General features: G+C 55.5%; 33 protein-coding genes. 30 read left to right on the forward strand and 3 right to left on the reverse strand.

Features of this window, described 5'->3' with window-relative positions:
* Positions 1 to 127: 127 nt before the first annotated feature.
* Positions 128 to 1,369 carry an adenosylhomocysteinase gene (locus BLQ99_RS13425; RefSeq protein ID WP_093691827.1) on the forward strand — a complete coding sequence of 414 codons (1,242 nt, stop codon included), beginning with the start codon at positions 128 to 130 and terminating at the stop codon, positions 1,367 to 1,369.
* A gap of 41 nt (positions 1,370 to 1,410) precedes the next feature.
* On the opposite strand, the gene BLQ99_RS13430 is transcribed toward BLQ99_RS13425, so the two are convergent.
* Entirely contained in the window at positions 1,411 to 1,833 is a 423-nt protein-coding gene (locus BLQ99_RS13430) for a helix-turn-helix domain-containing protein (protein WP_093691829.1), read from the reverse strand.
* Between the two features lie 149 nt (positions 1,834 to 1,982).
* Here BLQ99_RS13430 and BLQ99_RS13435 point away from each other — a divergent pair, with 149 nt between their 5' ends.
* The 5 genes from BLQ99_RS13435 (at position 1,983) to BLQ99_RS13455 (ending at position 5,348) form a co-directional block, all read left to right on the forward strand.
* Positions 1,983 to 2,225, forward strand: coding sequence for a hypothetical protein (locus BLQ99_RS13435; RefSeq protein WP_093691831.1), 243 nt, complete (start codon positions 1,983 to 1,985; stop codon positions 2,223 to 2,225).
* 97 nt (positions 2,226 to 2,322) lie between these two features.
* On the forward strand, positions 2,323 to 2,832 hold the full coding sequence (locus BLQ99_RS13440; RefSeq protein WP_093691833.1) for a hypothetical protein: 510 nt from the start codon (positions 2,323 to 2,325) through the stop codon (positions 2,830 to 2,832).
* A 37-nt stretch (positions 2,833 to 2,869) separates the two neighbouring features.
* Positions 2,870 to 4,093, forward strand: coding sequence for a secretin N-terminal domain-containing protein (locus tag BLQ99_RS13445; RefSeq protein ID WP_245690500.1), 1,224 nt, complete (start codon positions 2,870 to 2,872; stop codon positions 4,091 to 4,093).
* A gap of 28 nt (positions 4,094 to 4,121) precedes the next feature.
* Positions 4,122 to 4,796 carry a response regulator gene (locus tag BLQ99_RS13450; protein ID WP_093691837.1) on the forward strand — a complete coding sequence of 225 codons (675 nt, stop codon included), beginning with the start codon at positions 4,122 to 4,124 and terminating at the stop codon, positions 4,794 to 4,796.
* Positions 4,797 to 4,862: 66 nt separating this feature from the next.
* Positions 4,863 to 5,348, forward strand: a complete 486-nt coding sequence (locus tag BLQ99_RS13455) for a glycosyltransferase family protein (RefSeq protein ID WP_093691839.1) — start codon at positions 4,863 to 4,865, stop codon at positions 5,346 to 5,348.
* Here the strand turns inward: BLQ99_RS13455 and BLQ99_RS13460 are convergent.
* Positions 5,345 to 5,926, reverse strand: coding sequence for a hypothetical protein (locus BLQ99_RS13460; RefSeq protein ID WP_093691841.1), 582 nt, complete (start codon positions 5,924 to 5,926; stop codon positions 5,345 to 5,347). The two genes, BLQ99_RS13455 and BLQ99_RS13460, sit on opposite strands and share 4 nt — an antisense overlap.
* Before the next feature lie 334 nt (positions 5,927 to 6,260).
* Between BLQ99_RS13460 and BLQ99_RS14980 the strand changes: the two genes are divergently transcribed.
* From BLQ99_RS14980 to BLQ99_RS13510, 11 genes are all read left to right on the forward strand, one after another.
* Complete coding sequence (locus tag BLQ99_RS14980; RefSeq protein WP_171904693.1) at positions 6,261 to 6,425, forward strand: hypothetical protein; 165 nt, start codon at positions 6,261 to 6,263, stop codon at positions 6,423 to 6,425.
* A 134-nt stretch (positions 6,426 to 6,559) separates the two neighbouring features.
* Entirely contained in the window at positions 6,560 to 7,342 is a 783-nt protein-coding gene (locus tag BLQ99_RS13465; protein WP_171904694.1) for a sugar phosphate isomerase/epimerase family protein, read from the forward strand.
* A 14-nt stretch (positions 7,343 to 7,356) separates the two neighbouring features.
* On the forward strand, positions 7,357 to 7,593 hold the full coding sequence (locus BLQ99_RS13470) for an AbrB/MazE/SpoVT family DNA-binding domain-containing protein (RefSeq protein WP_093691845.1): 237 nt from the start codon (positions 7,357 to 7,359) through the stop codon (positions 7,591 to 7,593).
* The gene (locus BLQ99_RS13475; RefSeq protein ID WP_093691847.1) at positions 7,593 to 8,054 is read left to right on the forward strand and encodes a type II toxin-antitoxin system VapC family toxin; all 462 of its coding nucleotides are present in this window, start codon (positions 7,593 to 7,595) and stop codon (positions 8,052 to 8,054) included. The genes BLQ99_RS13470 and BLQ99_RS13475 overlap by 1 nt, the downstream gene beginning before the upstream one ends.
* The gene (locus BLQ99_RS13480) at positions 8,051 to 9,928 is read left to right on the forward strand and encodes an ABC-F family ATP-binding cassette domain-containing protein (RefSeq protein ID WP_093691849.1); all 1,878 of its coding nucleotides are present in this window, start codon (positions 8,051 to 8,053) and stop codon (positions 9,926 to 9,928) included. The genes BLQ99_RS13475 and BLQ99_RS13480 overlap by 4 nt, the downstream gene beginning before the upstream one ends.
* A gap of 296 nt (positions 9,929 to 10,224) precedes the next feature.
* Positions 10,225 to 10,785 (forward strand): sigma-70 family RNA polymerase sigma factor, encoded by a 561-nt coding sequence (locus BLQ99_RS13485; protein WP_093691850.1) that lies wholly within the window; start codon positions 10,225 to 10,227, stop codon positions 10,783 to 10,785.
* A gap of 61 nt (positions 10,786 to 10,846) precedes the next feature.
* On the forward strand, positions 10,847 to 11,071 hold the full coding sequence (locus BLQ99_RS13490; protein WP_093691852.1) for a DUF1659 domain-containing protein: 225 nt from the start codon (positions 10,847 to 10,849) through the stop codon (positions 11,069 to 11,071).
* 147 nt (positions 11,072 to 11,218) lie between these two features.
* Positions 11,219 to 11,431: a DUF2922 domain-containing protein gene (locus BLQ99_RS13495; RefSeq protein WP_093691854.1), complete on the forward strand. Its 213-nt coding sequence runs from the start codon at positions 11,219 to 11,221 to the stop codon at positions 11,429 to 11,431.
* A 148-nt stretch (positions 11,432 to 11,579) separates the two neighbouring features.
* A complete protein-coding gene (locus BLQ99_RS13500; protein ID WP_093691856.1) occupies positions 11,580 to 11,732 on the forward strand; it encodes a YvrJ family protein in 153 nt (50 codons plus the stop codon).
* 251 nt (positions 11,733 to 11,983) lie between these two features.
* Positions 11,984 to 14,143 (forward strand): SF1B family DNA helicase RecD2, encoded by a 2,160-nt coding sequence (gene recD2 / locus BLQ99_RS13505; RefSeq protein WP_093691858.1) that lies wholly within the window; start codon positions 11,984 to 11,986, stop codon positions 14,141 to 14,143.
* Positions 14,137 to 14,796, forward strand: a complete 660-nt coding sequence (locus BLQ99_RS13510; protein WP_093691860.1) for a ComF family protein — start codon at positions 14,137 to 14,139, stop codon at positions 14,794 to 14,796. The genes recD2 and BLQ99_RS13510 overlap by 7 nt, the downstream gene beginning before the upstream one ends.
* 234 nt (positions 14,797 to 15,030) lie before the next feature.
* Here BLQ99_RS13510 and BLQ99_RS13515 read toward each other — a convergent pair whose 3' ends face one another.
* A complete protein-coding gene (locus BLQ99_RS13515) occupies positions 15,031 to 15,627 on the reverse strand; it encodes an HD-GYP domain-containing protein (protein WP_245690502.1) in 597 nt (198 codons plus the stop codon).
* Positions 15,628 to 15,925: 298 nt separating this feature from the next.
* Between BLQ99_RS13515 and BLQ99_RS13520 the strand changes: the two genes are divergently transcribed.
* The 13 genes from BLQ99_RS13520 to BLQ99_RS13580 all read left to right on the forward strand — a co-directional run bounded on the left by BLQ99_RS13520 (position 15,926) and on the right by BLQ99_RS13580 (position 26,946).
* Positions 15,926 to 16,318 carry a flagellar protein gene (locus tag BLQ99_RS13520; protein ID WP_093691864.1) on the forward strand — a complete coding sequence of 131 codons (393 nt, stop codon included), beginning with the start codon at positions 15,926 to 15,928 and terminating at the stop codon, positions 16,316 to 16,318.
* A 273-nt stretch (positions 16,319 to 16,591) separates the two neighbouring features.
* Positions 16,592 to 16,891 carry a flagellar biosynthesis anti-sigma factor FlgM gene (gene flgM, locus BLQ99_RS13525; RefSeq protein ID WP_093691866.1) on the forward strand — a complete coding sequence of 100 codons (300 nt, stop codon included), beginning with the start codon at positions 16,592 to 16,594 and terminating at the stop codon, positions 16,889 to 16,891.
* Positions 16,892 to 16,903: 12 nt separating this feature from the next.
* Positions 16,904 to 17,392 carry a flagellar protein FlgN gene (locus BLQ99_RS13530; protein ID WP_093691868.1) on the forward strand — a complete coding sequence of 163 codons (489 nt, stop codon included), beginning with the start codon at positions 16,904 to 16,906 and terminating at the stop codon, positions 17,390 to 17,392.
* 25 nt (positions 17,393 to 17,417) lie between these two features.
* Positions 17,418 to 18,902: a flagellar hook-associated protein FlgK gene (gene flgK / locus BLQ99_RS13535; protein WP_093691870.1), complete on the forward strand. Its 1,485-nt coding sequence runs from the start codon at positions 17,418 to 17,420 to the stop codon at positions 18,900 to 18,902.
* Positions 18,903 to 18,915: 13 nt separating this feature from the next.
* Positions 18,916 to 19,914, forward strand: a complete 999-nt coding sequence (gene flgL / locus BLQ99_RS13540) for a flagellar hook-associated protein FlgL (protein WP_093691872.1) — start codon at positions 18,916 to 18,918, stop codon at positions 19,912 to 19,914.
* A gap of 198 nt (positions 19,915 to 20,112) precedes the next feature.
* The gene (locus BLQ99_RS13545; protein ID WP_093691874.1) at positions 20,113 to 20,673 is read left to right on the forward strand and encodes a DUF6470 family protein; all 561 of its coding nucleotides are present in this window, start codon (positions 20,113 to 20,115) and stop codon (positions 20,671 to 20,673) included.
* A gap of 199 nt (positions 20,674 to 20,872) precedes the next feature.
* Positions 20,873 to 21,325, forward strand: coding sequence for a flagellar assembly protein FliW (gene fliW / locus BLQ99_RS13550; protein WP_093691876.1), 453 nt, complete (start codon positions 20,873 to 20,875; stop codon positions 21,323 to 21,325).
* Between the two features lie 2 nt (positions 21,326 to 21,327).
* Positions 21,328 to 21,567 (forward strand): carbon storage regulator CsrA, encoded by a 240-nt coding sequence (csrA, locus tag BLQ99_RS13555; RefSeq protein WP_093691878.1) that lies wholly within the window; start codon positions 21,328 to 21,330, stop codon positions 21,565 to 21,567.
* A gap of 184 nt (positions 21,568 to 21,751) precedes the next feature.
* On the forward strand, positions 21,752 to 22,342 hold the full coding sequence (locus BLQ99_RS13560) for a Uma2 family endonuclease (RefSeq protein ID WP_093691880.1): 591 nt from the start codon (positions 21,752 to 21,754) through the stop codon (positions 22,340 to 22,342).
* 39 nt (positions 22,343 to 22,381) lie between these two features.
* On the forward strand, positions 22,382 to 22,891 hold the full coding sequence (locus tag BLQ99_RS13565; protein ID WP_171904695.1) for a GrpB family protein: 510 nt from the start codon (positions 22,382 to 22,384) through the stop codon (positions 22,889 to 22,891).
* Between the two features lie 43 nt (positions 22,892 to 22,934).
* The gene (locus BLQ99_RS13570) at positions 22,935 to 23,552 is read left to right on the forward strand and encodes a Uma2 family endonuclease (protein WP_093691884.1); all 618 of its coding nucleotides are present in this window, start codon (positions 22,935 to 22,937) and stop codon (positions 23,550 to 23,552) included.
* Between the two features lie 320 nt (positions 23,553 to 23,872).
* Positions 23,873 to 25,042 carry a flagellin N-terminal helical domain-containing protein gene (locus BLQ99_RS15335; RefSeq protein WP_093691886.1) on the forward strand — a complete coding sequence of 390 codons (1,170 nt, stop codon included), beginning with the start codon at positions 23,873 to 23,875 and terminating at the stop codon, positions 25,040 to 25,042.
* Positions 25,043 to 25,134: 92 nt separating this feature from the next.
* Positions 25,135 to 26,946: a motility associated factor glycosyltransferase family protein gene (locus tag BLQ99_RS13580; protein WP_093691888.1), complete on the forward strand. Its 1,812-nt coding sequence runs from the start codon at positions 25,135 to 25,137 to the stop codon at positions 26,944 to 26,946.
* The last annotated feature ends 7 nt before the right edge of the window (positions 26,947 to 26,953 follow it).

A 26,953-nucleotide genomic window follows, 5' to 3' on the forward strand; every position in this document is an offset into this window, starting at 1 on the left:
AAGGGTTACGATGAGCGCGACGTTGTCGCGCTTTGGTAATATGCCGCGACAAATGTCGCGGCCGTAGCCCTTGGCGTTCTTTGCGACCTTTGCGGTTTCAAATTATAGCGCAAGGGTGGTAAGTATAATGGATTCAATCATTCGTGATATTAAGCTCGCCCCGGGGGGGCATGACAAGATTGACTGGGTGAAGGAGCACATGCCGGTGCTCAATGTGCTCAATGAGGAATTGTCCCGGACCAAGCCGCTGGCGGGGAAAAAGGTGGTCGTGACGATGCACCTGGAGGCCAAGACGGCTTATCTTGGTTTGGTGCTGAAAAACGCCGGCGCCGAAGTGACTATGACCGGCAGCAACCCGCTGTCCACCCAGGACGATGTGGCCGCCGCTTTGGTCGAGCGGGGGGTCACGGTCTTCGCCTGGTATAACAGCACCCAGGAAGAATATGACCATTTCCTGCACAAGGCGCTCGACACCCGGCCGGACATCATCATCGACGACGGCGGCGACCTGGTGGCGCTGCTCCACGGCGAGCGGGCCGATGTAGCTGTCAATATCCTCGGCGGCTGCGAGGAAACGACCACCGGCGTGCTGCGCCTGCGGGCGCTCGAGGCGGCGGGCAAGCTCAAGTTCCCCATGGTGGCCGTCAATGACGCCTACTGCAAGTACTTGTTTGATAACCGCTACGGGACCGGCCAGTCGACGTGGGACGGCATCATGCGGACCACCAATTTGACCGTGGTCGGCAAAACCGTGGTCATTGCCGGCTATGGCTGGTGCGGCAAAGGGGTGGCGATGCGGGCCAAAGGGCTGGGGGCCAATGTCATTGTCACCGAGGTCGACCCCATCAAGGCCATCGAGGCCGCCTTCGACGGCTTCCGGGTGATGCCGATGGAAGAAGCCGCCCGCTACGGCGACATTTTCGTCACGCTAACCGGCTGCATCGACGTCATCCGCCGCGAGCATTTCGCGGTGATGAAAAACGGCGCCATTTTAGCGAATGCCGGCCATTTCGACGTCGAAATCAATAAAAAAGACCTGGCCGAGCTTGCCGTGTCCCGCAAAGTAGTGCGCAAGAACATCGAAGAGTTCGCCCTGGCCGACGGGCGCAAGCTCTATCTTTTGGCCGAAGGCCGGCTGGTAAACCTGGCGGCCGGCGACGGCCATCCTACCGAGGTCATGGATCTGTCGTTTGCCATGCAGGCCCTGGCGGTGCTGTATATCGCCGAAAACCATGGCAATTTGACGAATAAGGTGTACAATATGCCGTATGAGCTTGACCGGCGGGTGGCGACTCTGAAGCTTAAGGCCATGGGCATCAGCATTGATGAGCTGAGCGAAGCGCAGATACGGTATCTGAATCAGGCGTAAAAAATTAAAGCGTCTCGCCCTTTTTCGCAGGGTGAGAAGCTTTAATTTTTTTGGATATATTTAGTTATTAAGTATTCTTGAAACTCGGCCAGGCACCATTTGGCGTGGTCGGGCAGGCGGGCCAGGTCTTCCGGCCGACGCAGCGGCGGCCGGGCGTGGTAACGCTCCCACGTCTCCATGATTTTGGCTTCCTGGGGATGCTTGTCGGTAATAGGTTTACAGAATAGGCTTGCGGCAGCCTCGACGGGGAGGTTAAAAAAGTCCAGCAGGGCGTTGAGTAAATTGACGGTAATATTGGTGCGGACGCCGCTTTCGATCATGCTCAGGTACGATGCCGACAGCCTTACGCCGTATTTTTTCTCAATTGCCGTGGACGCATCTTCCTGGCTGAGCTGCAGTTTTTCGCGGGCAAGTCTGATTTGTTCGCCGAATGTCATGCTATCACCCATCCATATTTTACTCATTATTCCATAAAATCCTGTTAACTACAAGTAAAATTAGCGCCAGATCGATAACTGACAGTTATTGACCTGGCGCATTAAGCCATGTATAATTTAAGATGTAAAATTATTGAAATCTTTACAAAAAGATACATAGAGTGGGAGGAGATGGCTTGCGCAAGCTTGAAGTAATTTTGCGCTTTCTGGGCGATCTGCAAGAGGCGCAAAAGGTAGCGGTAAAAATGGCGTTTTTTGCGGCCCGCAAATGCAGGCGCGAGGATTTCAGCGCCGCAGAGTGGGAGGAATTTATCGACTGTTATCAGCAGCTTATTACTCTTGACTATTCCCTTAGGGGTTTAAAGCGGCAGCTAGCGGACTGGTGCCCTGTCGACGGCGCCAAAAAAGTTAAGATTTAATGTGATCCTGTCGGCTTCCGACAGGATTTATTTATGTCGTGTCGAAACATTAGTTGACATTATTTCCTGTTTGAATATTGGTAGCTGGAGGCAAAACATGGATTTGGGTGCCTTTCTTGCCCAATTCATAACCAAGCGGCGGCTGGCGGCGCTTTTGGCCATTGGCGCCATTGTTGCGGGTGCCGCATATTATGTCAAAACGTCGCAGCCGGCGGAGGCACCGCCGCCCCCGGGGAAACCGGCGGCGGGAAGCGTTACGATCAAGCCGGTTATGCCCAAGGGCTATCAGACTGGAGTTGCCTTGCGCGATCCCTTTGCCCTGTCCGCGACCCAACAGCCGGCAAGCGCTGCTCAGCCAACCGGCACGCCTGCGCCGGAGACGCCGGAGGCGAAACAAGCAGGTAAGGGCCAGGCGGCCCGGCCGGTGCTGACCGGGGTGGTGACCGGCGGTAGCGCCAAAGCGGCGATTATCCGCTATGGCGGCGAGAGCCGGTCGTATCAGGTGGATGAATTTGTCGGGCCGTACCAACTGCTGGCAATAGCTGAGGATGCGGTCACGCTGCAGGGACCGGACGGCAAACTGGTGCTGGCTGTGGGGAAGGAATAGGTATGAAGTATGAAGTATGAGGTATGAGGTAAGGGGTATGAAGTATGAGGTAAGGGGTAAGTGGGGGAGTATTAGGGGCGTAATCTGCCTAATGCTGCTTTGCGTCATTATAGCCATGCCGGCGGCCTTGGCCTATAGTCCCATGGTCAACATGAACGTCACCGACGCCGAGGTGCGGGACGTGCTGACGGCGCTGGCCAGCGTAGGGCGGGTAAGCATTGTCGCCGACGACTCGGTGACCGGCAAAATCACGATTCAATTGCGCAACATTCCCTTTGAGACGGCCCTGGACCTTGTGACCAAAACGAAGGGGCTCACCTATTATAAAACGGGCGATGTTATCGTCGTCGCCTCGGCGGACCGGCTGAGCAAAAGGTTCGGGTCGGTCCAGATCATTAAGCTGAGTTACGCCAAGGCGGACGAGGTGAAAAAGGCGCTGTCGCTCATTATCCCCGACGAGCGCCTGAAAGTGGACGAGGCCACCAACTCCCTGGTGTTCAGCGGTTCGCCGACGGAAAGCGAGGCGCTGCGCCGGGCCCTGGCCGAGCTGGATGTCGCTAGCGAGCAGGTAGCGGTAGAGGCCCAGGTGGTGGCCATCAACCGAAATTCGGCCAAAGACCTGGGGTTCGACTGGCAGTGGTCGGGGCTGCCGGCCAACACGGAATTTGACACCAGCGACGGGACGAAGAACACGACGCGGGAGTATCCCGGCGTCATCAAGTTCGGCAAGGCGTACGACGGCTATCCCTATGAATTTACCTTCCAGGCCAAGCTGAGCGCCCTGATAACAAGTGGCGAGGCCAAGCTGTTGGCCAAGCCGAAGATCACGACCATTAACGGCAAGGAAGCCAAAATCCTCATCGGCGACCGCATCCCGGTCCTGGTAGAGCGGACGGAGAACGGCAAAACAACTACGACCATCGAGTATATCGACGCCGGCATTAAACTGACCTACACGCCGCGCATTAACGCCGACGGCTATATTACCGCCGCCGTCCACACCGAAGTCAGCACGCCCACGCTGGTGCCGGAAATGAAGGCTTACCGCGTCACCACGCGCGAAGCCACGACCAATGTGCGCATGAAAGACGGCGACACCATGGTCATCGGCGGTCTGATCAGCAGCGAGGAGTCGGGCGGCAAAAACCGCGTCCCGCTGCTCAGCGACCTGCCGGTGCTGGGCAAACTGTTCGCGAGCGTACATAAGACGAAAAGCGAGACGGAAGTCGTTATTTTTCTGACGGCAAGGATTGTAAAATAGCCGAATTTGGCAAGGGGGAGGTGCCTATATGGCGATCAAGATCTTAGTTGCCGACGATCACGCGCTGCTTCGGCAAGGCATCAAAAACGTGCTGGCGCTGGAAAGCGACATAGCCGTTGTCGGTGAAGCCGGCGACGGGGAAGAAACCCTGCGCAAAGCGGCCGAACTGGCGCCTGACATCATACTACTGGACATCAATATGCCGCGGCTGAACGGGATGGATGTGACCAAACGCCTCCGTGACAGCCACCCCCAGATGAAGGTACTCGTTCTCACCATTCATGATGATGATAGCTATGTCGTAGAGGTTATTAAAGCCGGCGCGGCGGGTTACCTGCTCAAGGACGTCGAACCCGGCATGCTCGTCAAGGCCATTCGCGCCGTTTATGAAGGCGAGTCCTTCATCTACCCCACGCTCGCGAAGAAATTGCTCGGCGGTGCTGGCCGCGACGAGCGGAAAAAGCAGGAGTCTTTCGCGTTGCTGGCGCGGCGGAATGAAGAGCGCCTGACCTACCGCGAGCTGGAAGTGCTGCAGCTCATCGCCCAGGGCCTGAGCAACAGTGAAATCGCCCAGAAACTTTACTTAAGCGAAAAGACGGTGAAAAACCACCTGACCAATATCTTCCGCAAAATTAACGTTACCGACCGGACGCAGGCACTTGTTTACGCGATCAAGCATAAGATCGTCATTTTGGAAGAATAGGGCGGGCACTTTTAGCCTTGCCGCTGAATATACTATCCTATCCCGCGACGAAGGGGGTAGGATAGTTTGTTTTTCTCCTACACGGCGAGCGTGGTCTTGTTGTCCCTGGCGCTGTACGGGCTGTGGTGCTTCCTGAAAGACTTGTGGGACTGGTATTTGGCGCCTAAAGTTTTTCGTCCGCCCAGCGTGACCTTCCTGGTCTTAGTGAAAAACGCCGAACAGGAAATTGAAGATCTGCTGCGCTACCTTATTCGTGAGCTCGAAAGTGCTGACACGGACGTTGACGCCGTGGTTGTCGACTGCGGCTCGACCGATCTCACATTGCCTATTGTCGAGCGGCTGGCGGCCGCGACCGAGACCGTGACGGTTTTGCCCTTGCCGGCGAGCGCCAGGCCGGTCGCCGAAGCGCTGCCGCTTTGCCGGGGTAAAGTCGTCCATGTGCTCGATTTGACGAGCCGGCTGCGCGGTCAAGACTTCCTGGTATCCGTCTGCGCCCTGCTGCGCAGCGACTGCCGGACTGTAATCGTTCCCAAATCCCGCGCCGGCGACTAGTGCTGATGGTCCTTGAGCCGCAGGATGTCACAGATGACTTCCACCAGTTTTTGGGCGATGGGCAAAAGCTGCGGCGCGTAGGTTGCCGCCGCTTCCTGCGTCGCCAGGCTCGTGCCGCGGGGCGAGTAGGCAGCGGCCAGACGGGCGTATTGGAGCTGTTTGCGGACGGTTGCCGCCGTCCAGAGGACGGGGACTGACGCGCCGCCCTGGAGCGTTACCGTGGCGGGGAACGGCCCGGTCTTATTTTCCCGGACGGCAGTTACCGCCTGCAAATTCAGGTAGCCGGTGCAGGGGTCTTTGGCCACCCGCGGGGTGCGTACTTTGATCGGGAGAAGGACAAGATCGGGCGCGAGCGGCAGGGGCGTCATGATACCGCGCCCGGTGGTGCGGGCGCTATAGTGGCGCAGGGCCGCGAGATCGGCTGCCAGGCTTCGGGCCAGGCGCACGAGGACGGTGCGGACCCGGGCGCCGGTCGGATGCGCTGCGCCGTCGGTAGTCAAGATGACGGTGCGGTCGCCGCAGGTAGTATATTCCGGCAGGATTGCCGCGATTGCATCGGGTGGGGGGTAACGGTGCATACAAAGCCTCCTTTTAGTAGCATGAGGTATGAGGTATGAGGTATGAGGTATGAGGTATGAGGTATGAGGTTGGCGAACATATGTTCTGAAAATATGGTAGCAAATTTTGCCGGGGCTGACAAGGTTTTTATGTGAACCGCAAAGGACGCAAAGAACGCAAAGAACGCGAAGGGTTTTATGGCTAACATTTTGGCATTATAAGCATTGCGCGACATATGTCGCGCCCTTAACCCTTTGTGTAACTTTGCGTACTTCGCGGTTTAATCATTCCCGTTCATGCATAATTTACCTGGCAAATGCCGATACTGCTAGCGAGTGACAGGAGGCGAAGGATATGAAATCAAGTCAACCCGACAATACCGAAGTGGGCTATAAATGCAGCCGCTGTGGTGGCATGTTTGCCAGTCATGGCGAACATACCGTGCGTTGTCCCTTTTGCGCCATGATCTGTGATGAAGCGGCTTGCCGCGTTGTTGAAACAAGTAATGAGGAATATTAGAAATTTAATGTTTGGGGAGCAGGAAAACATTTATTGATAGCGAATGGAAAATAATGGGCAGACTCTGCGAATTTCGGCAGGGTCTGTTTTGCCAATGGGGCGGTGTTGCGCCCAATTTCAATAGGAGGTGGGCCATGCGGCTGTTAATCAGTGCGGTAACCTTTGACCGGTATTTGCGTTCCGGCATGTGTCAAATGGAGCTTGTGCCACTGGCGGAAAAATATGGCTGTGTGGGGGTGGAGTTCCGCCCCTATTGGCAGGAGTTGTGGGAAGAAGTGCGGGAAATTAAGGAGCTTTTAGCCGCCTACAACCTCAGCTCCACCTATGCCTGTCAGGAGGCGCTGCTGGCCGAAACGCCGGCGGCCGTGCGGCAGTCGCATGATTATATGCGGCAGAGCCTCGAAGTGGCCCACGCCTTGGGGGCAAATGTGCTCAGGATTAATGTGGCAAGCGGCGATTTTGCGGCCGAGTACGTGGGGGAAAAGTGGTGGCAGGAAGCGGTAGCCGCGCTCCTTGCGGCAGCGGCAGAAAAACAGATCGTTCTGGCGGTGGAGAACGCGCCCAATCCTAAGAGCGGCGACGCCCGGCTTATCCGCGACATCGTGGCGCTGTTTGACTCGCCGTGGCTGAAGGTCACGTTCGATACCGGCAACTGGCTGGCGGCCGGCCAGGATCCCGGGCAGGCCTTTGCCATGCTGCGCGGCTATATCGGGTATGTGCATTTGAAAGACATGGTGCCGCGGCCTGACGGTTATGCCCACAGCCACCCGGGCAGCGGCGTCGTCGACGTGCGGGGCCTGGTCAATAAACTCCGGCAGGACGGCTATCAGGGGCTCTATGCGCTGGAATTTCCCGGCGGTAACAGCCCGGCTTCCTGTATCCGCGCGAGTATGTTATACTTAAAGAAACTGGATTAAATGGAGGTGAAGACATGCTGCACGCTAAAGTAGGCAAAAAAGGGCAAATTGTTATTCCGTATGAATTGCGGAAAAAATATGGGATTAAGTGCAGCGATACCATTATTATCACCGATGATCAACAGGGTAATATTATTTTGGCAGTCAAACCAACCGATCCGACCCAAGCAATGCGTGGCGCTCTAAAAGGATTATGGAAAGAGGACGCACAGGAATATATTTGCAAGCTGCGCCAAGAGGATAGGGAATAATGCGGTTGTGGACATATATTTCGACACGATTCAGCCATGTAGCTTTAGATACCGCGTGTTTTATCTATGTTTTTGAGGATCACCCGTCTTATGCAGGACCTGTGCAGGAGCTGCTGCAAGCGATCAATGCTGGCAAAATCGCTTGCACTAGTTCCGTTTTGGTCTTTTTGGAATGTTTGGTACAGCCATATAAATTGGAAAATTATTCAGCGGCCATTACATGTCAGCGCTTTTTGCACTTACTTAACATAAATTACAAAGCGGTGGATGAGCGTATTGCTGTTCAAGCCGCTTGTTTGCGGGCGACATATAATGTAAAACCGATGGATGCTATTCATCTGGCAACTGCGATTGCCAGCGGGGCAAAGGCTTTTGTTACCAATGACAAAGAGTTGAAGCGGGTGGCGAATGAAATTGCCGTAGTAATACTTGATGACTATTGTGACGAGGGGCACCAATGACCATATTGAAAGTTGAAAACCTGACCAAGGCTTATGGCATTCATACCGTTTTTCGCAACATATGTTTTAATTTGGGCCGGGGTGACCGGGTGGGGCTGATTGGGGCCAATGGCGCCGGCAAGACAACGCTCCTGCGCTGCCTGATTGGCCAGGAGGAACCCGACGCTGGGCGCATCATGCTGCCGGCCGGGGCAACGGTCGGTTATGTCGAGCAGGAGACGGCCGGCAGTGAACGGACGCTATATGCGGAGCTTGCGCAAGCCTTTGCCGACGTCATTGCCTGCCAGGTGCGGATGCGGGAGCTGGAACGGCAAATTGCAGCGGCGGAGGACGCGGTAGTCCAGGCAGCGCTGATGAAAGAGTATGCCGCGGCTATTGAGCGGTTTGAGCGCGGCGGGGGCTATGAGTACGAGGCCGCCATCCGGCGGGTGGCGGCCGGGCTGGGATTTACCGCCGACGACCTCGAGCGGCCGCTCGGCACTTTTTCCGGCGGGCAAAAGACGCGGATCGGTTTAGCCCGGGCGCTTATCCGGCGGCCGGATTTTTTGTTGCTTGACGAGCCGACCAACCATTTGGACATCGCGATGGTGGAGTGGCTGGAAGAGTTTCTGGCCGGCTATCCCGGTGCGGTGCTGATCGTGTCCCATGACCGCTATTTTCTCGACCGGGTGGCGACCGGCATTTTGGAACTGGAAGACGGCCAGCTGACGGCCTATCCCGGCAACTACAGCCGGTATCTGGAGCTTAAGGCCGAGCGGCTGGAGGCCGAACTGCGCTCTTATGAAAAACAGCAGGCGTATATTGCCAAGACCGAGGCGTTTATCCGGCGGTACCGGGCCGGAGTGAAAGCCAAACAGGCCCGGGGACGGCAGGCACAGCTGGCGCGGCTTGAACGGCTGGCGACGCCGCGGGAGGCAGACAGGCTGGAACTTGCGCTGCCGGCACTGGGCGAGTGTGCCGAACGGGTGGCCGAACTTGGCGACGTAACGGCCGCGTATGGCGATAGCGTCGTTTTCGAACGGTTATCGCTGCTGATCCGGCGGGGCGAGGGGGTGGCCCTGGTGGGGCCTAACGGCGCCGGCAAGACAACGCTGCTTAAGTTGCTGATCGGCGAACTTTCGCCCGTAGCCGGCCGGGTGAAACTGGGCAGCCGCGTGCGGATAGGGTATTTTTCCCAGGAGCACGATAACCTGACCCTGCACAACCGGGTGCTGGACGAGATCATGCACGAGTTTGGCCTGGGCGAGGAGCGTGCCCGGCAGTATCTGGGGGCATTTTTGTTCGGCGGTGACGACGTGTATAAAATGGTCGGCGACCTCAGCGGCGGGGAGAAGGCACGGTTGGCGCTGCTCAAATTGATGCTGACCGGGGCCAATTTCCTCATTTTGGACGAGCCGACCAACCATTTGGACATACCGGCCAAAGAGGCGGTCGAGGAGGCGATTTTGGCCTATCCGGGCACGTTTTTGGCGGTGTCGCACGACCGCTATTTCCTGGACAAGGTGGCCGACCGGGTGGTTGAGCTGGCGGACGGCAGGTTAACCGAGTATGCCGGCAATTACAGCTACTACCGGGAGAAGAAGGCGCTCGCGGCCAGGCAGGCCGCTGCCGCGCAAGTCAAACCGCCGGCGGAGAAAAAAGAAAAACGGCCCCGTCCCCGGCGGCAGGACGCGGCCAAATTACTGCAGCGGCTGGAAGCGGAAATAGCCGGCCTGGAAGCCGGGATTGCCGCACTGGAGGCACAGCTAAGCGATCCGGCCAGCCACGCCGACCCGGAAAACAGCCGGGCGCTGGCGGCCGAGTATGAAGCGCTGCAGGCGGAACTGGCGGCCAAGTACGACGCCTGGCTGGCGGCGACTGAGGAAGAAGGGTAGAATTTAACCGCGAAGGGCGCGGAGGACGCGAAGGTAACGATTAACCGCAAAGGACGCGAAGAACGCAAAGGGAACGGAAGATTTTTTTGAGCGCGGCGGATGCCGCGCACGGTAACCCTTAGCGTAACTTTGCGTACTTTGTGGTTTTTTATTTTGCTATCAAAAAATGACGACCGGTGCTGACTCGCTGGGCGACCGGGCGTAGCTCGGCGTTTGCAACGAACATATGTTTGGTGCTAAGGTAAGAGCAGGCGCCAATCTACGAGGAACCGGTTCCTCACGTAAAGGTGAGGACAGTGGAATTAGAAAAATTGGTAGAAAAGGCCCAGGCGGGCGATGCGGCGGCGTTTGCCGAGGTGTGCCGGCGGTTTGAAGGGTTGGTTAAGAAACTAGCATATCAGCCCCATATCCGGGCGGTGGCCGAGGAGGCCCGGGCGGAAGGGTGGCTGGCGCTGGTACGGGCCGTCAAGACGTATGACCCGGCCAGCGGCGTGCCGGTGGCCGGTTATATCGAGAGCCGGGTAAAGTACGCGGTGTGGAATTTGTTCAAACGGGAGCGGCGCCGCTGGCAGGGCGAACAGCCGCTGGCAGCGGAAGGCGATGACGCGCCTAATCTCCTGGAGCGGCTGGACAGCGGCTGCGATGTGGCGGCAGCGGTGGAAACCAAACTGTTGGCGGCGGCAGCGCTGCGCGAGCTCGCTTGCTTGTCAGAGCGGCAGCAGCAGGTCATCCTGGCGACGGTGGTCGCGCCGGGGCGGCTAGCCGACGTAGCCACCCGGCTGGGGGTGTCGGTACAGGCGGTGCATAGCCTGCGCCGGCGGGGTCTGGCGCAGCTTAGGGCGCGGCTGGAGGGCTGAGGCGGCCGCGTTGAAAAGTGTGCCCTGCCGGAATGTATGGGAGTGAAAGGGGGTGAGAGCTATGGCAACGGTCAAACTGCCCCAGGCTTCCCGCCTGGTGATCAAGGTGCAGACCGGCCTCAACGCCGCCGGCAATCCCATCTATAAGCAGCGTGCTTTCCGCAACGTCAAGGCCGGCGCCACCGACGCCGACGTGCACGCCGTGGGCCTCGCGCTGGCCGGGCTGCAGAAGCACCAAGTGGCCGGCGTCCTGCGCGTGGACGAGGGTGAGTTGGTGAATCAGTAAGCGGGAAAGTAGTATAGGAACCGCGAAGACCGCAAAGGACGCAAAGGGTTACGTCCGCGACAATTGTCGCGGGGGTGGAGTGTCAATTTTTAAGGCATATTATCTTGCGGTTTCCGTGGTTACTTAAGCTAGAAAGGGGGGATGGAAATGACCAAGACGCTGGAACTTGTTTTCCGCAATGCCACGGGGAGAGAGGTTGTCATCAGCCTGGCCGACCCCAGGGACGATCTGGTCGCGGCTGAGGCGGTCGCCGTCATGGAGCAAATCATTGCCAAGAACATTTTTACTACCACCGGCGGCGATCTGATGCAGCCCGTGGAAGCGCGGATCAGCACCCGCGACGCGGTGGTGCTGGCGTAGGCGCCATGGGTAACGATTAACCGCAAAGGACGCGAAGAACGCAAAGGGAGCAAGTAAATTTGTGGCGCGACGTACGTCGCGCCCCGTAACCCTTTGCGTAACTTTGCGCACTTGGCGGTTTTAATTTTACAGCAAGGGAGGGTTGACAGTGGAGCAAGTGCTGCATTATGCGGCCAATTACGGTTTCCCGATGGTGGTGGCGGCGTATCTGCTGGTTCGGATCGAAGGGAAGCTGGAACAGTTGACCGCGAGCATTCACGAGCTTGCCAAAGTCATTGCTATGAAGAGGTATGAGGTATGAAGTATGAGGTATGAGGTAGGGGGAAAGTGGCAATTGGAAAGGAGTAAGTGTGGACGATTTATTTCTCATGAAGGGCACAAAGGACGCGAAGGGAACGAAGGATTTTTTTGGCGCGACGTACGTCGCGCCCGGTAACCCTTTGCGTTCTTTGTGTTCTTTGCGGTTTTAATGTTACTAAGAGGATTTTTTCCGCCTAAATGCGAAATAATTAATCCAAACAAATATTTGCTTGCCGTGATAAGGAGACGCAGGTGGAAAAGCTGACAGGAATTGTGGAGAATATAACTTTTCATAGCGCCGACACCGGGTTTGTCGTGTTTAAGCTGCGCCCCGACGGCGCAAATGCCGCGATAACGGCGGTCGGCACGCTGTTTGCCCCGCTTCTTGGCGAACAGGTCGAGCTTACCGGTCAGTGGGTGGAGCATGCCAAGTTCGGGCGGCAGTTTAAAGTTGACGGTTGCCGGCGGATTGCCCCGTCGACTTTGCAGGGGATCGAACGGTTCCTCGGCTCCGGCGCCGTCAAAGGCGTCGGGCCGGCCATGGCGGCGCGGCTGGTTAAGCATTTTGGCGAGCGGACGCTGGAAATCATCGAGCACTACCCGCACCGCCTAGTGGAAGTGGAGGGCATCGGCGTCAAGAAGGCGGAGATGATCCACAACTCCTACGTATCCCAGGCGGAGATGCGGGAAATCATGCTGTTTCTGGAAACGCACGGCGTATCAGGCGTCTATGCGGCCCGCATTTACGCCCATTACGGCGCGGCGGCGTTGGACGTGCTACGGGACAACCCTTACCGCCTGGCGATGGAAGTGGACGGCATCGGCTTCCGCACCGCCGACCATATCGCCATGGCGCTGGGCATTGCCGCCAATCACCCCGGGCGGTTGACGGCCGGCATTCATTTTGCCCTGCTGCAGACGGCCCAGGCGGGCCACTGCTGTGTGCCCGAGGAGCTGTTGGTGCAGGAGACGGCCAAACTGCTGCAAGTCGACCGCTATGAGGTAGCTATGATCCTTGATCGGCTGCTGAAAGAAAACCGCCTCTGCGTCGAGGACTACCATGGCCTGCGGCTGATTTATCCCGAGTATCTGTATTACGCCGAAAAACGCGTGGCCGAGCGTCTGCTGCGCCTGAAGAGCCGGGCCAAACGGGTGCGGGCGGCCGACTACGCGGCGGCCGCTGCCGCCTGGGAAGCAAGTGCGGGACTTGAGCTGGCGGCGGCGCAAAAAGAAGCGCTCGTTTCCGCCCTGGCCCACGGCGTGCTGGTGCTGACCGGCGGCCCCGGCACCGGCAAAACGACCACCGTCAGAGGTATTTTGGCGGTGCTGGAAGGCGAGGGGCTGAAAATTCTCCTCGCCGCGCCGACCGGACGGGCGGCCAAGCGCCTGAGCGAGACGACGGGCCGGGAAGCCCAGACCGTTCACCGCCTGCTGGAAGCGGGCGGCGGGGAGGACGGCGCGCCGCAGTTTGGCCGCAACGAGGACAACCCGCTCGACGCCGATGTCGTCATTGTCGACGAAGTGTCGATGATGGACATTGTGCTCATGAACCACCTGCTGCGGGCCATCCCGGACGGCTGCCGGCTGGTGCTGGTCGGCGACGTGGACCAGCTGCCCGCCGTCGGTCCCGGTTCGGTCCTCAAGGACGCCATCCGCTGCGGACAATTGCCGGTAGTGCGGCTGACGGAAGTCTTCCGGCAGGCGGGCGAAAGCATCATCGTTCATAATGCCCACCGGATCAACCGCGGCCTGCTGCCCGACTGGCGCACCAGTCCGGACTTTCAGTTTCTGGAAATGGCCAATGACGAAGCCGTGGCCGATGCAATTGTCCGCCTGTGCCGCGACGAACTGCCGGCCGCAGGCTATGACGCGCTGGGCGACGTGCAGGTCCTGTCGCCCATGCACCGCCTGGTGTGCGGCGTGGAAAACCTTAACCGGCTGCTGCAGGGGGCGCTCAACCCGCCTGATCCGGCCAAGGGCTGGATCCAGGGCGTCAACCAGACGTTGCGCGAAGGCGACAAGGTCATGCAGATTCGCAACAACTACACCAAAGGCGTCTTCAACGGCGACATCGGCTTTATTGCCGCCATCGACGACGGCGTGGTGATCGTCCGCTACCCCGAGGGCTCGGTGATGTATGAGCGGGGAGAACTGGACGAACTGCAGCTAGCCTATGCCATGAGCGTGCACAAAAGCCAGGGCAGCGAATACCCGGTCGTGATTCTGCCCTTGGTGCCCGGCCACCGCATCATGCTCCAGCGCAACCTTCTGTATACGGCCGTCACGCGGGCCAAGGAGCGGGTTATTCTTCTGGGGTCCAAAGCGGCCCTCAATACGGCCCTGGCCAATGACCGCACCCGGCGGCGCTATTCGCTGCTGGCCGAGCGGCTGCGGGGGGAAAGCCTATGCTGACCGCTTGGCGGCGCGCCCTGCTCGACCTTATCTACCCGCCCAAGTGTCCGGTCTGCCGCGCCGAAGTAACAGAGCACGGCGCGTGGTGCCAGCCCTGCCTGGCGGCGGTGGGCGGGGCGCGGCTAATCAATGTGGCCGAGCACCGCTTAAAGTATCTTGACGCGTGTTATGCAGTCTGCGACTACACGGCGGGCGTGCAGAAAATTATCCGCCACCTGAAGTTCCGGCAGGCCGAACGCTATGCCCGGCACCTCGCCTGGCTGGTGGCGAGAAGCGGCGCGGCCGAATACGGCCGGGGCTGCCAGGCGGTAGTGCCGGTGCCGCTCGATGCGGAGCGGCGCAAAGAGCGGGGGTATAACCAGACGGAGCTTATTTTTCGCGAATGGGCGGCCGCCCAAGGCCTGGTCTGGCTTGACGTCCTGGCGCGCTGCCGACCCACGGCGCCCCAGTGGCGGCTGACGCTGGCCGAGCGGCGGCAAAATATAAAGGGCGCGTTTTACGTTACGCGCCCGGAAGTGGTTGCGGGGAAAAATCTGCTATTGGTCGACGATATTTTTACCACCGGCGTGACCATGGACGAGTGCGCCCGTATGCTTAAAGCGGCCGGCGCAAGGCGCGTGCTCGGCCTGGCGGTGGCCAGCGGCGCCGTTTGATTATTTTAACCGCAAAGATATTCATGCCAATAAATTGGCACCACAAAGCATGAAAAGTAAGTTTTTGAACTAATCCGCGCGACAACTGTCGCGCGCGTAGCCCTTTGCGGTCTTAGCGGCCTTTGCGGTTTTACGCTTTTCAGGGTAGTACACGAAGAACACGAAGGGCTACCCGACGCGACGAATGTCGCGCTCGTACCCTTAGCGTAACTTTGCGTCCTTAGTGGTTCCCTATTACCCTAACGCATCGATAAAGGCTTTGACGATGTCAGGGTCGAAGGCCATGCCGGAATGGCTTAAGAGCTCCCGGACCGCTTCGTCCTTGGTTTTTACCCAGTTCTGCGTGCACGGATTGATATAGCGGTCATAATGGTTGACGATGGCGATGATGCGCGCCCCGAGCGGAATATTTACGCCCTTGAGCCGCTTCGGGTAGCCTTTGCCGTCCCAGCGCTCATGGTGATAGCGGATATAGGGAATGAGCTCCTGACAGGCAGCAATGTTTTCGAGCATATAGCTGCCGGCGTTGCAGTGGTTTTTATATATACTCATCTCCCGCGTCGTCACATACGGCATTTTGGCCAAAATGGCGTTAGGCACGGTAAGGTGCCCGATATCGTGCAACAGGGCCGCCAGGCGGATGCGCTCGATTTCCTCGCGGGGCAGGCGCATTTTCGCGGCGACGCTGACAGCGTAATTGGCCACTTGGTGACTGTGGAGAAACAGTTTGGCGTTCTTCAGTTCGATAAGATGGAGCAGGTTGGCGATCACGCTCTGGACTGTTTCCGCATCGTTTGTGTAGACGTCAGGAGCTTGCATCAAGGTAAGCATATACAAAGTAGACTGCCTTTCGTCTTAGAGTTAAGCAATAGATTATTCACCTATGGTTCGCCATAATCCTGCAAGGGCAACAAAAAAATTGGCCGTTTCCCGGGAAATAAGTCGAACGTCCTAGTGGTCGGGCGGGCGTCTTTTGGGGTATAATAAAAAATATAAAACTATAAACCGCGAAGGACGCAAAGAACGCGAAGTAACGCGAAGACTTTAGTTTGGCGCGACGTACGTCGCGCCCGTAACCCTTTGCGTTCTTTGTGGTTATATAAAGTTATATAAATCGGGTGGGGTGGACATGGCGCTGAAATACTGTCCCGATTGCGGCAAATTGTATGTGGAAAACGCGGTCGGCCTTTGTCCGGCCTGCTATGCCGAACAGGAGCAGGACGAGCTGAAAGTGGCCGATTACCTGCGGGAAGTGAAAAGAGCTTCGCTCGAGGAAATTCATCAGGCCACCGGTGTCAGGCACAAGGTTATCCTGCGGATGCTGCGGGCGGGTCGTATTTTTGCCGGCGCTGAGGTCTCTTATCCGTGCGAGACGTGCGGCGAGCCGATTACGCAAGGGCGCCTGTGCGCCAAGTGCAGCCGCAACTTTCTCGAACAACTGCCGCCGGCCAGGAAGGAAGCACCCGAAGCGTCCCAGGAGCGGTCGCGCATGTACACCAAGGATATCTTCAAACGCGAGTAGTAGCAATCCGGCGGAAAAAGCCGCTATTGGCCGCTAAGCGGAGAAAAAACGCAATAATCGTGCGGTGGCGGGGATTAATGTCCCCGCCGTTTTTGTCGATATTCTTTATAGCAGTAATGTAACAACGGAAATATAGATGGTAATAACTTTAGCACCACAAACTATGATAATAGCATTTAATTAACCCACCGCGACAACTGTCGCGCATTATCCTTTGCGTAACTTTGCGTAGTATTACCAGTTAAAATGCTCAAACCGAGCGGGGTGAAATAAATGATAATCTCCAACAACCAAATTCAAAATATCCTCAAGGTTTACGGCGAGCAGGCCAAGGTGGGCAAAAGTGCCAGACAGCCGAGCGCCGGCCCGGCCCAGCGGAAGGACGAAGTGGTTTTGTCGGCCCAGGCCCAGGAGTTCAGCCAGATCCTACAGGCGCTGCGCAATATGCCCGAGGTGCGCGAGGATAAAGTTAAGGAACTGGCCGACCGCATCGCCGCCGGCAATTACCAAGTGGACGCGAAGGAAATCGCGGAGAAGATGGTCGGCCGGATTATCGCTGACCGCGTGCGCTAAGGAGAATGAATTATGTGGGAACAACTTATCGCCGTATTGAGTGAGATGGTGGCGCTGTACCAGGCCCTGGTGCGGTTGGCGGAAGAAAAGCGCGCCGTGCTGGTGGCCGGTAATGCGCCGGCGTTGGAGGCCATCACCCGCCAGGAAGAACTGCTCATTATTCAGGCCGGCAAACTGGAGTCGCTACGCGCGAGCCTTATTGGCCGCATTGCCGCCGCTCATGGCCTGTCACCGGAGGACCTCACGCTGGCCAAGGTCGGCGAACTGGCCGACGGCCAGGCCTCCGAACGGATTGTCGCGCTCGGCGGCGAACTGCGCGCCGCGCTCGAACGATTGGCACCGCTTAATCAGCTCAACACCCAGCTTATTGAGCAGGCGCTGAAATATATTCAATATAACATCAACGTCCTGACGCAGGCCGCGGCCGGGCCCACATATACCCCGCCCCAAGGCGCCGGACAGCCGGCGGCGCGCCGGACGATCTTGGACACAAAAGTATAAAGTATAATGGGAGAGTCGACGACGCATGCGTTCTACTTTTAGTGGCTTAAACGCATTAACCCGCGGCATTTATGTCAACCAAACCGGCCTAGATACAGTCGGCCATAATATCAGCAACGCAAATACCGAGGGCTATTCGCGCCAGGTGGCGTCAATTGTTTCGACCCGGCCGGAGACGGTTTACGGCGAGTACGGGCCGATGCAGATGGGAACAGGCGCGGCCGTAGAGTCGGTGGTACGGGCCCGGGACACCTTTCTTGACCGCCAGTTTTGGCAGGAAAACTCGTCGCTTGGCTATGGGGAAACGGCAACGGAAATCCTCGGCAAGATCGAGGGCGTTTTCCGCGAGCCGTCGGAATATGGACTGCAGACGGTGCTGAATAATTTTTGGCAGGCCTGGCAGACGCTGTCCACCAACGCCTCGGACGATGGCGCCCGCGCCGCCCTGCAGCAGCGCGGCGTGGAACTGCGCGACGCCATCGGTCATGCCGCCCAGCAGCTTAAGGATATGGTAGCCGACATCAACTCGGTAGTGGAGATCAAAGTCAACAAGGTCAATCAGATTACGTCGGAAATTTTATCGCTCAATAAACAGATCGCCCTGGTGGAAACCGGCGGCCGCGACCATGCCAACGACCTGCGCGACCGCCGCGACGTGCTTGTGGACCAGCTGTCGACGCTGGTGGGAGTGACGGTGACCGAGGACAAGTACGGCAATTATATTGTCAGGACGGGCAACGTCATGCTGGTGGACGGCAACGTCCGCAACCAGCTGGGTGTTGTCTCGCAAATAGACGCTGACTACGGCTACGAAGTGCTCAACGTCGTATACGGCGGGACGGTGGCGCCGGGCAGCCGCTTTATGACCGGCGGGCTGCCGGTTGAGCTGCCCGAAGGCAACAAGGGTGAGATCAAAGGTCTTTTGGCGATGCGCGATTTAACCGGGGTAAAAGGTTATCTCGACAAACTGGCGACCATGAGCCAGTTCTTCCTGACCGACTTTAACAACCTGCACCAAGCGGGCTACGGCTTAGCCGACAGTGACACCGGTAATGAGTTTTTTGTCACCGGTGGCGCGAGCCCTGCGACCAAAGCGGAATACTTAAGCGCCTTTACCGGTTCGACCATTGTCGATACCGCCAAAATCGCGGCCCGCTCGGCGGCGACGCTGGGCGTAGCCAGCGGCGACCATGCCGTCGCCTTAAGCAACCTGCTCAAGACGGTTGTGTCGCCGACGCTAGGCAACGCTACGCTGGACAGCTTTTATAATTCGTTCATTGGCAAACTTGGCGTCCAGTCCCAGGATGCGAAGCGGCTGGCGGAAAACCAAAAGACGCTGGTGAGCCAGATCCGCAACTGGCGCGAGTCGGTGGCCGGGGTTAACATGGACGAGGAGATGACCAATATGATCCGCTACCAGAAAGGCTACAACGCCGCCGCCCGCGTAATTACCACCATTGACGAGATGCTGGACAAATTGATTAACAGCACCGGCGTTGTCGGCCGCTAGGAGGTGACGGCTTGTGCGCATAACCAACAACATCATCACTTATAACTTTCTCAACAGTCTTAATAAGGCCCTGGAACGGCAGAACGAGATCCAGGAGCAGCTGGCTGACGGCAAGGCCGTGCACCGGCCTTCCGACGACCCCATCAAGACCATCCGCAGCCTGCGGTTCAATACCAATCTAGCCATGAACGAGCAGTTTACGCAGAACGTCAAGGACGCCATGTCCTGGCTGGAGACGACCGACGGCGCCCTGAGCGACTTGAGCTCGATCGTGATCCGGGCGAAAGAACTGGTCGTGCGGGCGGTCGGGCCTAACCCGACCGAGGCGTTCCAAGCCATTGCCCAGGAAATCAACGGTCTTATCGACCATGCCGTGCAAGTCGGCAATACTAAAATCGGCGACCGCTATATTTTTGCCGGGCAAAAGGATAAGACCACGCCGTTCGAGCGGCGGATGGTGGACCCTGATCCGAGCGTGGCCGGAGACGAATACGAGGCGGTGGTGTATAGCGGCGATACCAACGCGATCTCGATGCGCATTTATCCGGGCAATGTCCAGCCACAGCAGGACGCGGTCAACGTGACAGGTGAGGACGTATTCGGGCTTAAGTCGGTGACGGAAAATGGCCAGACGATTTATATCGCCAAGGCTTTTGACCAGCTCTTGAAGATCAAGGCTGAGCTGGAAAAGCCTAACCCTGATTTAAAATGGCTGTCGGGCGAAATCGTGCCGCCGGCGACCGAGGCAGAGGGCCTGGCCTGGATTGACGATATCCACAATCAAATTCTCCGTGCCCAGACGAAAATCGGCACCCGCATGTCGATGTACGAAATGGCGCAAAACATGCTGGAGCAGGATAATGTCACCATCACCGGCGACATCTCGGCCAACGAGGACCTCGATATGCCCAAGGCGATTATCGACTTCAAGACCAGCGAGAACGTCTACCGCTCGGCGTTAGCCGTCGGCGCCCGCATCATGCCGGCGTCGCTGGTGGATTTTTTGAAGTAGGGAAAGTTTAAAGTTTTAACCGCAAAGGACGTGGAAGAACGAAGGGATCAACCGCGAAGTACGCAAAGTAACGCGAAGTTGCACGAAGTATTGGGCGCGACAGATGTCGCGCCCGGTAACCCTTTGCGTTCTTAGCGTCCTTTGTGGTTAAATTATTAGACGGTTAAATTACTTCTAAGCGTTGGTGGTGGGAGGCTTATGCTGTATTTAAATATTCGGAGTCAGCCGGCGTTGCTGGAGATGACCAGCTATGCGGCCGCGCTTAATCTTAAGACCACGCCGGCCAGGCTGGAAATGGCTACGGAGGCGGCCCGGGTGGAAATTCGCCAGCCGAAGGGCGAGCTGTATATCGACCAGGCGCCGTGCCGCGCGTCGCGGGGTATCTATGGCGTGAGCGAGTTTGCACGCGTAAACGCCGAAGAGGGGCGCCGTACCGCCTTGGAAACGGTCGGCCGCATCGCCGCGGAGGGCGACCGGATGGCGGCCATCGAGACTGGCGAGGACGCTATCGTCAACATGGCGACCGAGAGCAATTTCCCCCCGCCGCCGGACATTACCTGGGCGTATGTTGAGCCGCCCATTATCCGATACACCGCCCGGCCGGTTGAAATCGACGTACAGAGCGGCCGCGTGAACGCGACCTATGTGCCCGGCAAGGTGGAAGGCGAGTACACCCCGGGCAAGGTGGACGTGCGCGTCGCCCGCTACCCGAGCATCAAGATGTGGGTCACGGAAAATAAATATGATGTGTATGTGTGAAACCGCGAAGATATTCATGCCAATAAATTGGCACCGCAAAGGCCTGAAAAGCAAGTTTATGAACTATCTCGCGCGACGGATGTCGCGCGCGTAGCCCTTTGCGTTCTTTGTGTCTTTTGCGGTTTTACGTCTTTCGTAACCCTTTGCGTCCTTCGCGTCCTTAGCGGTTAAATTTTATCTATGAAAGGAGCGCGTGCGCGTGCTGATTAAAAGTACCCGTTTCGGCGAACTGGACGTCCCGGACGAACAGATCATTGCCTTTCCCCAGGGGCTGCCCGGCTTTCCCAGCGAAAAGGCCTTCGCCCTGCTGCCGCATCAGCCGGACAGTCCGTTTGCTTTTCTGCAGTCGGCGGCCGACCCGGATTTGACTTTTCTGGTGGTCGAGCCGTTCGCGTTTTTCCCCGACTATCAGTTTGAACTCGATGATGCCACGACGGCGGCGCTCAAGCTGGCGGCCGACAACCCGCCGCTGGTGCTCAGCATTGTCACCGTGCGGACGAGCTTAAGCGACGCCACGGCCAATCTGCTTGCCCCGGTCGTAATCAATCGCCTCGACCGGCTGGGCGCCCAGGTCGTCCTCGAGAAGGTCGGCTATACCACCCGTCACCGGCTGTTTCCGGACAAGCCGGCGGCCGCCCAAGGGGGTAAATAGCCATGCTGGCCCTGACCAGAAAGTGCGGCGAGCGCATCGTCATCGGCGATAACATAACCGTCACCGTCGTTGACGTCAAGGGCGACAGCGTCCGCCTCGCCATCGACGCCCCGCGCGACGTGAAAGTGTGGCGCGGCGAACTCTACGACGCCATCGCCGCCGAAAACAAAGCCGCCGCCGTCCCGGCGGAGCTGGATTTTGCTTTTAACCGCGGAGGACGCGGAGGCGGGGAGAACGGATAGAACCGCTAAGATAATCATGCCAATAAATTGGCATCACAAAGTATGAAAAGTAAGTTTTTGAACTATCTCGCGCGACAACTGTCGCGCGCGTAGCCCTTTGCGTTCTTTGCGTTCTTAGCGGTTTAACGCTTGTTGAAGTAGCTGCCGCGGTATAATATAAATAAATCCAGCCGGAGGTGGGATAATGACCGGTCTGCCCCGCAAAACTAACGTGAAATATACTTATGGCGACTATTGTAAGTGGCCGGACGACGAGCGGTGGGAGCTAATTGGCGGCGTACCGTATAGCATGACGCCGGCCCCGTCGCGGCGGCACCAGGCGATGATTATCGAACTGTCCCGTCAAATTGCCAACTTTATCAAGGAAAGCGGCGGTCCCTGCAAAGTATACACCGCTCCCTTCGACGTGCGTCTGCCCAAGGGCGAGGAAGCGGACGAGGATATCGACACTGTCGTCCAGCCGGACATCGTGGTGGTGTGCGACCCGACCAAACTGGACGACAAGGGCTTGAGGGGCGCGCCGGATTTGGTCGTGGAAATTGCATCTCCCCATACTATTCGCCGGGACATGGTGGAAAAGCTCAATCTCTATGAACGTCACGGGGTAAAAGAATACTGGCTGGTACTGCCTGGCGATAAAGTAGTCACTATCTACCGGCTGGACGCAGACGGCCGCTACGGCAAGCCGGACGTGTATACCGCTGATGATACTCTTGCCGCCTTCGCCGTAAATGGTTTGACCGTCGACCTTGCGGCTGTGTTTGCTGCCGAATAGAAATTTATGTTGACAATAAAGAAAAAAAGGAAAATGAATGTGAAATTGGGGCTGCATTATAAAAAAGTTTCAATTGTCCCTTATGATCCGGATTGGGTTCTTTATTACAAACAAGAGCAAACACTTTTGCAACAGGTTCTCGGCTATTTATGTAAGGATATTCAGCATGTAGGGAGTACGGCAGTTGAAGGCATGCCCAGCAAGCCAATAATTGACATAGCTATTGCCCTGGTTGACATCAGCTATCTGGATGAAGCAATAGACATTCTCGCTCAACTGGGGTATTTTTATTTAGGCGAGGGGAGAGCTAAAGGCAAATATTTTTTTGTTAAAGGCCCTAAAGAAAATACTACTCATCATGTTCATGTCACAGCATGGGGTAGTGTTGCCTGGCGAGAAATCTTATTATTCCGGGACTTTTTGCGTAAAGAACCGGCAAAGGCTCAAGAATATGCCAGGTTAAAGCAGCGTTTGGCGGAAGAATATGCTGATGACCGAGACGGCTATGCCGCTGCGAAATCAGAATGGATTAGAAGCCAGGGCTTTTAGCAATACTGGAAATACGGATATAAAACGCTGGAGGGGTGAATAAATGTCTGCTTTAGTCCGTAACCCCGACCAAAAGTATACCTATGGCGACTACCTTGCCTGGCCGGACGATGAGCGGTGGGAGCTAATTGGCGGCGTACCGTATAGCATGACGCCGGCGCCGTCACGGCGGCATCAGGCGGTAACCGGGGAAATCTACCGCCAAATCGCCAACTACATAAAAACAAACGGCGGGCCCTGTCAAGTGTATGTGGCACCCTTTGACGTCCGCCTGCCGAAGGGCGGCGAAAAGGACGAGGACATTGACACCGTCGTCCAGCCGGACATTGTCGTGGTGTGCGACCGGAAAAAACTCGACCCGCGCGGTTTGCGCGGCGCGCCGGACCTCATTGTCGAAGTCGTGTCACCTGCTACGGCCAGCAAAGACAAGCGGGACAAATTCCTGCTGTACGAGCGCTCTGGCGTCCGGGAGTACTGGATCGTCGAGCCAGAGGTTAAGCTGGTCACCGTCTTTACGCTGGCGGGCGGCCGCTACGGCCGGCCCGACGTCTACGCCGAGAACGACCAGGTCCCGGTCGGCATCTTCCCCGATTGCATCATCGACCTCGCCGCCGTCTTCGCCGATCTTGAGCCGGACGCCGACGGCGAGGATGAGGAATAGTTCCCTGGGAAGAGGGAAGTTGAACCGATTTCCCCTTTCTTCCTGCCTCATACCTCATACTTCATACCTCATACTTTAACAAAACCCAGCCTAAAACAACCGCAAAACCAAGAAAACCAGCAAAAAAACTATATAATCCCGCTTTATCGCCCAAAACGCCCATTAAACCCACACCGCTTGTTTACGATATATAAAATGAAAGCGCACAACCCCCCCCCAAACTCCGGCCGGGCGGCCGACGGCCGGACCCCGCGGGGTTTGGCGCGAAATATATGCGGGCACGGACGCCCGCGGGAATAATCAAGGAGGAGAAATACGGTATGATTATCAACCACAACATGGCGGCGCTCAATACTTATAACCGTCTGAGCGCTAACAACACCAACACATCCAAAGCCTTGGAAAAACTCTCTAGCGGCCTGCGCATCAACCGCGCTGGCGACGACGCGGCTGGTTTGGCTATCAGCGAAAAGATGCGCGGTCAAATCCGTGGCCTTGACCAGGCGACTCGTAACGCCCAGGACAGCATTTCGCTTATCCAGACAGCAGAAGGTGCTCTCAATGAAACTCACTCTATTCTCCAGCGCATGCGCGAATTGGCTGTACAGGCAGCCAATGATACCAATACTGCAACCGACCGTAACGAGATTCAAAAAGAAATTAATCAGCTGACCGATGAAATTGACCGCATCGCTAACACTACAGAGTTTAACACCCAAAAGCTGCTTGATGGCAGCAAAGTTGGTTTGCGTGACGCGATTAAGGGCTCAGTTACCGCTCAACTGAATACTACTGCAAATTTACAGTTTACTAATAGCACTCTTAGTCTTAATGGGTCTGCCATTGACGTTACTGGTACAATTATTATCACGCGCGTAAAAGAAGGCTCTGTAGCATCAGTTGGTGAATTTGCAATTGGTGATCCGAATGGAATTAGTGCTAGCCTAACAGGAACTGCACTCTCGACTATTGACATAGGTGGTAGCTTCAATATCAATATAACTGGCAATCTGCGCAGCATGAAGGTCGGCGAAAGCATCACGATCAGTGTGCGTAAATATGAATCGGAAAAAACTGATGCCAGCACGGCGCTATCCATGCAAATTGGCGCCAATAGCGGGCAGAATATCCTCATCGGCATAAATAGCATGAAAGCTGCGGATCTTGGCGTGCGCAACGGTAGTGATGCGCTTGATGTTACTACGTACCAGAACGCTACGGCGGCAGTTACCAGCATCAATAACGCCATCGAGCTTGTATCTGCTGAAAGATCCAAGTTGGGTGCTTTCCAGAACCGTCTCGAACACACCATTAACAACCTCAGTACTTCCAGTGAAAACCTGACTGCTGCTGAGTCTCGCATTCGTGATGTCGATATGGCCAAAGAAATGATGAACTTCCAGAAAAACAGCATCCTTGCCCAAGCGGCGCAAGCCATGCTGGCTCAGGCCAACCAGCAGCCGCAGGGAGTTCTCCAGCTGTTGCGGTAAAACATTTTTCGTTAATACAGCTACAACAAGAAATGCCCTCGCGCCAAGTGAGGGCATTTCTGCTAAATTGACTTGTAGACAGGGGCGGACATATGAATTTATTTGATAAAAATTTACAAATTTTAGAATCCAGAGGCATACACCTGCTGGATTTAGATCGCCAGCTTAACGAAACTGTTTTAACCTATGTGGGCACCGATGATGAGGGGGTAAAGTGGTTTTGGGATCACCAAAAAAATCCGGTATCAATTTCCGGAAAAATCGACAGTTCCAGTCTTCCTGATAAAAACTTAAAGCAGATAATATTTTTCTTTGGTCTGGCATCACTAAAAGAGATTGTTGATGTTGCCAGCCATGCTCATCCCGAGTCGTTATTTGTATTGATAGAGCCCAACCTTTCTCTTTTGCAATATGCATTAAATAATGAAGATTTTGCTGAATTGGATAATCTAAACTATGTAGTCTTTGCAGCAGAACCAGCTAAAATTATAAATTTTGTTGAAATGTTAGCTTCAAGCAAAATATTCTTGTTGATGAGAAGACCGTTCTTTTATTTTAATTCTTTTTATAGGCAACGCGACCTTAATCTCGTTAAAGAATATATTGTTGAAATACGACAGGCAATTAGTCATAAGTATTTTAAAATCGGCAATTCAATTCATGACTCGTTGATCGGTCTTATCAATAACATGCAAAACTTGGCTTCATTGCGGCTGTCGCCGGACGTTGCAGTATTGAAAAACAGTTTAAAAGGTTGCCCGGCGTTTATTGTCGCAGCTGGTCCGTCTTTAGATAAGAATATAAATTATTTGAAAGAGATTGGAAACCAGGGGTTAATAATTGCAGTAGATACAATCGCCGAAAAACTTGTTAACAATGGCATTTATCCTCATGTTATTAGCAGTGTGGAACGAATTAAAGTATGGGAGTATTTCTTCCAGGATAAACCTCCTTATTATAGTCAAAGCTATTTGGTAGCTCCTCCTTTAGTCCAGCCGGAATTAATTAATGCGTTTGCTGGCCGTGTCATTTTACCTATGCGTCAGTCTGTCAATGAGTATAGGTGGTTAAGTAAAGTATTGGGATTATCTGATGATAGCGCTATATGGATGGGAGCGTCGTGCGCCCATATAGCGATGGGTTTTGCTTTGCATCTGGGGGCCTCACCAATAGTGCTGGTTGGCCAGGATTTGGCTTATGGCCGGGATATGTCTAAGACGCACGCTGCCGGCACGGCATATGATGATAAACCTATGCCGGAACAAAAAGTTATAACGACAGTAGAAGGATATTATGGAGAAGAAGTAAAGACAAATAAAATATGGTTGGATTTTAAGTTAATGTTTGAAAAAATAATTGAATTGACCAAAGTTGATGTCATTAACGCCACTGAGGGCGGTGCAAGGATTAAAGGGACTGTACAAGAGCCGTTAAATGAAGTTATTGATAGATATTGTACTAGAGCGATAGATGTTTTTTCTGTTTTTGAGAATGCGCCTAAATATCGCATAGATTGGGATAATGTTTGCAAGTATATGAATGAATATATTCAACATCTTGAGAATTTAAGTGATGAATCAACACAGCATCTCAAAAAGCTAAAAGATATACAAGGACAATGGGATTTTTATGTAAAAAAATATGGTGTAAATCATATTTATGATACTATGCAAAAAACAGATATTTACTATAGGTGCATCCCTGAAGATTTATTGTTGTACCATAATTTGCAGGGACCTTTGGTAAATATTTCCCAAAAATTTTATTTAATACCGGATGATGGGAGTTTAGAAAGTCTAAAAGAAAATCTGCGGATACAAATAGAATTTTGTGAAATGTTTAGTGCTACGACTTGGTTAATAGCCCAGGTTATTCAGGAAAATTATCCTTGGGATTTATGTTAGATAAGTT

Origin of the sequence: Sporolituus thermophilus DSM 23256 (assembly GCF_900102435.1) — a bacterium.
In the GTDB taxonomy this organism is placed as follows: domain Bacteria; phylum Bacillota; class Negativicutes; order Sporomusales; family Thermosinaceae; genus Thermosinus; species Thermosinus thermophilus.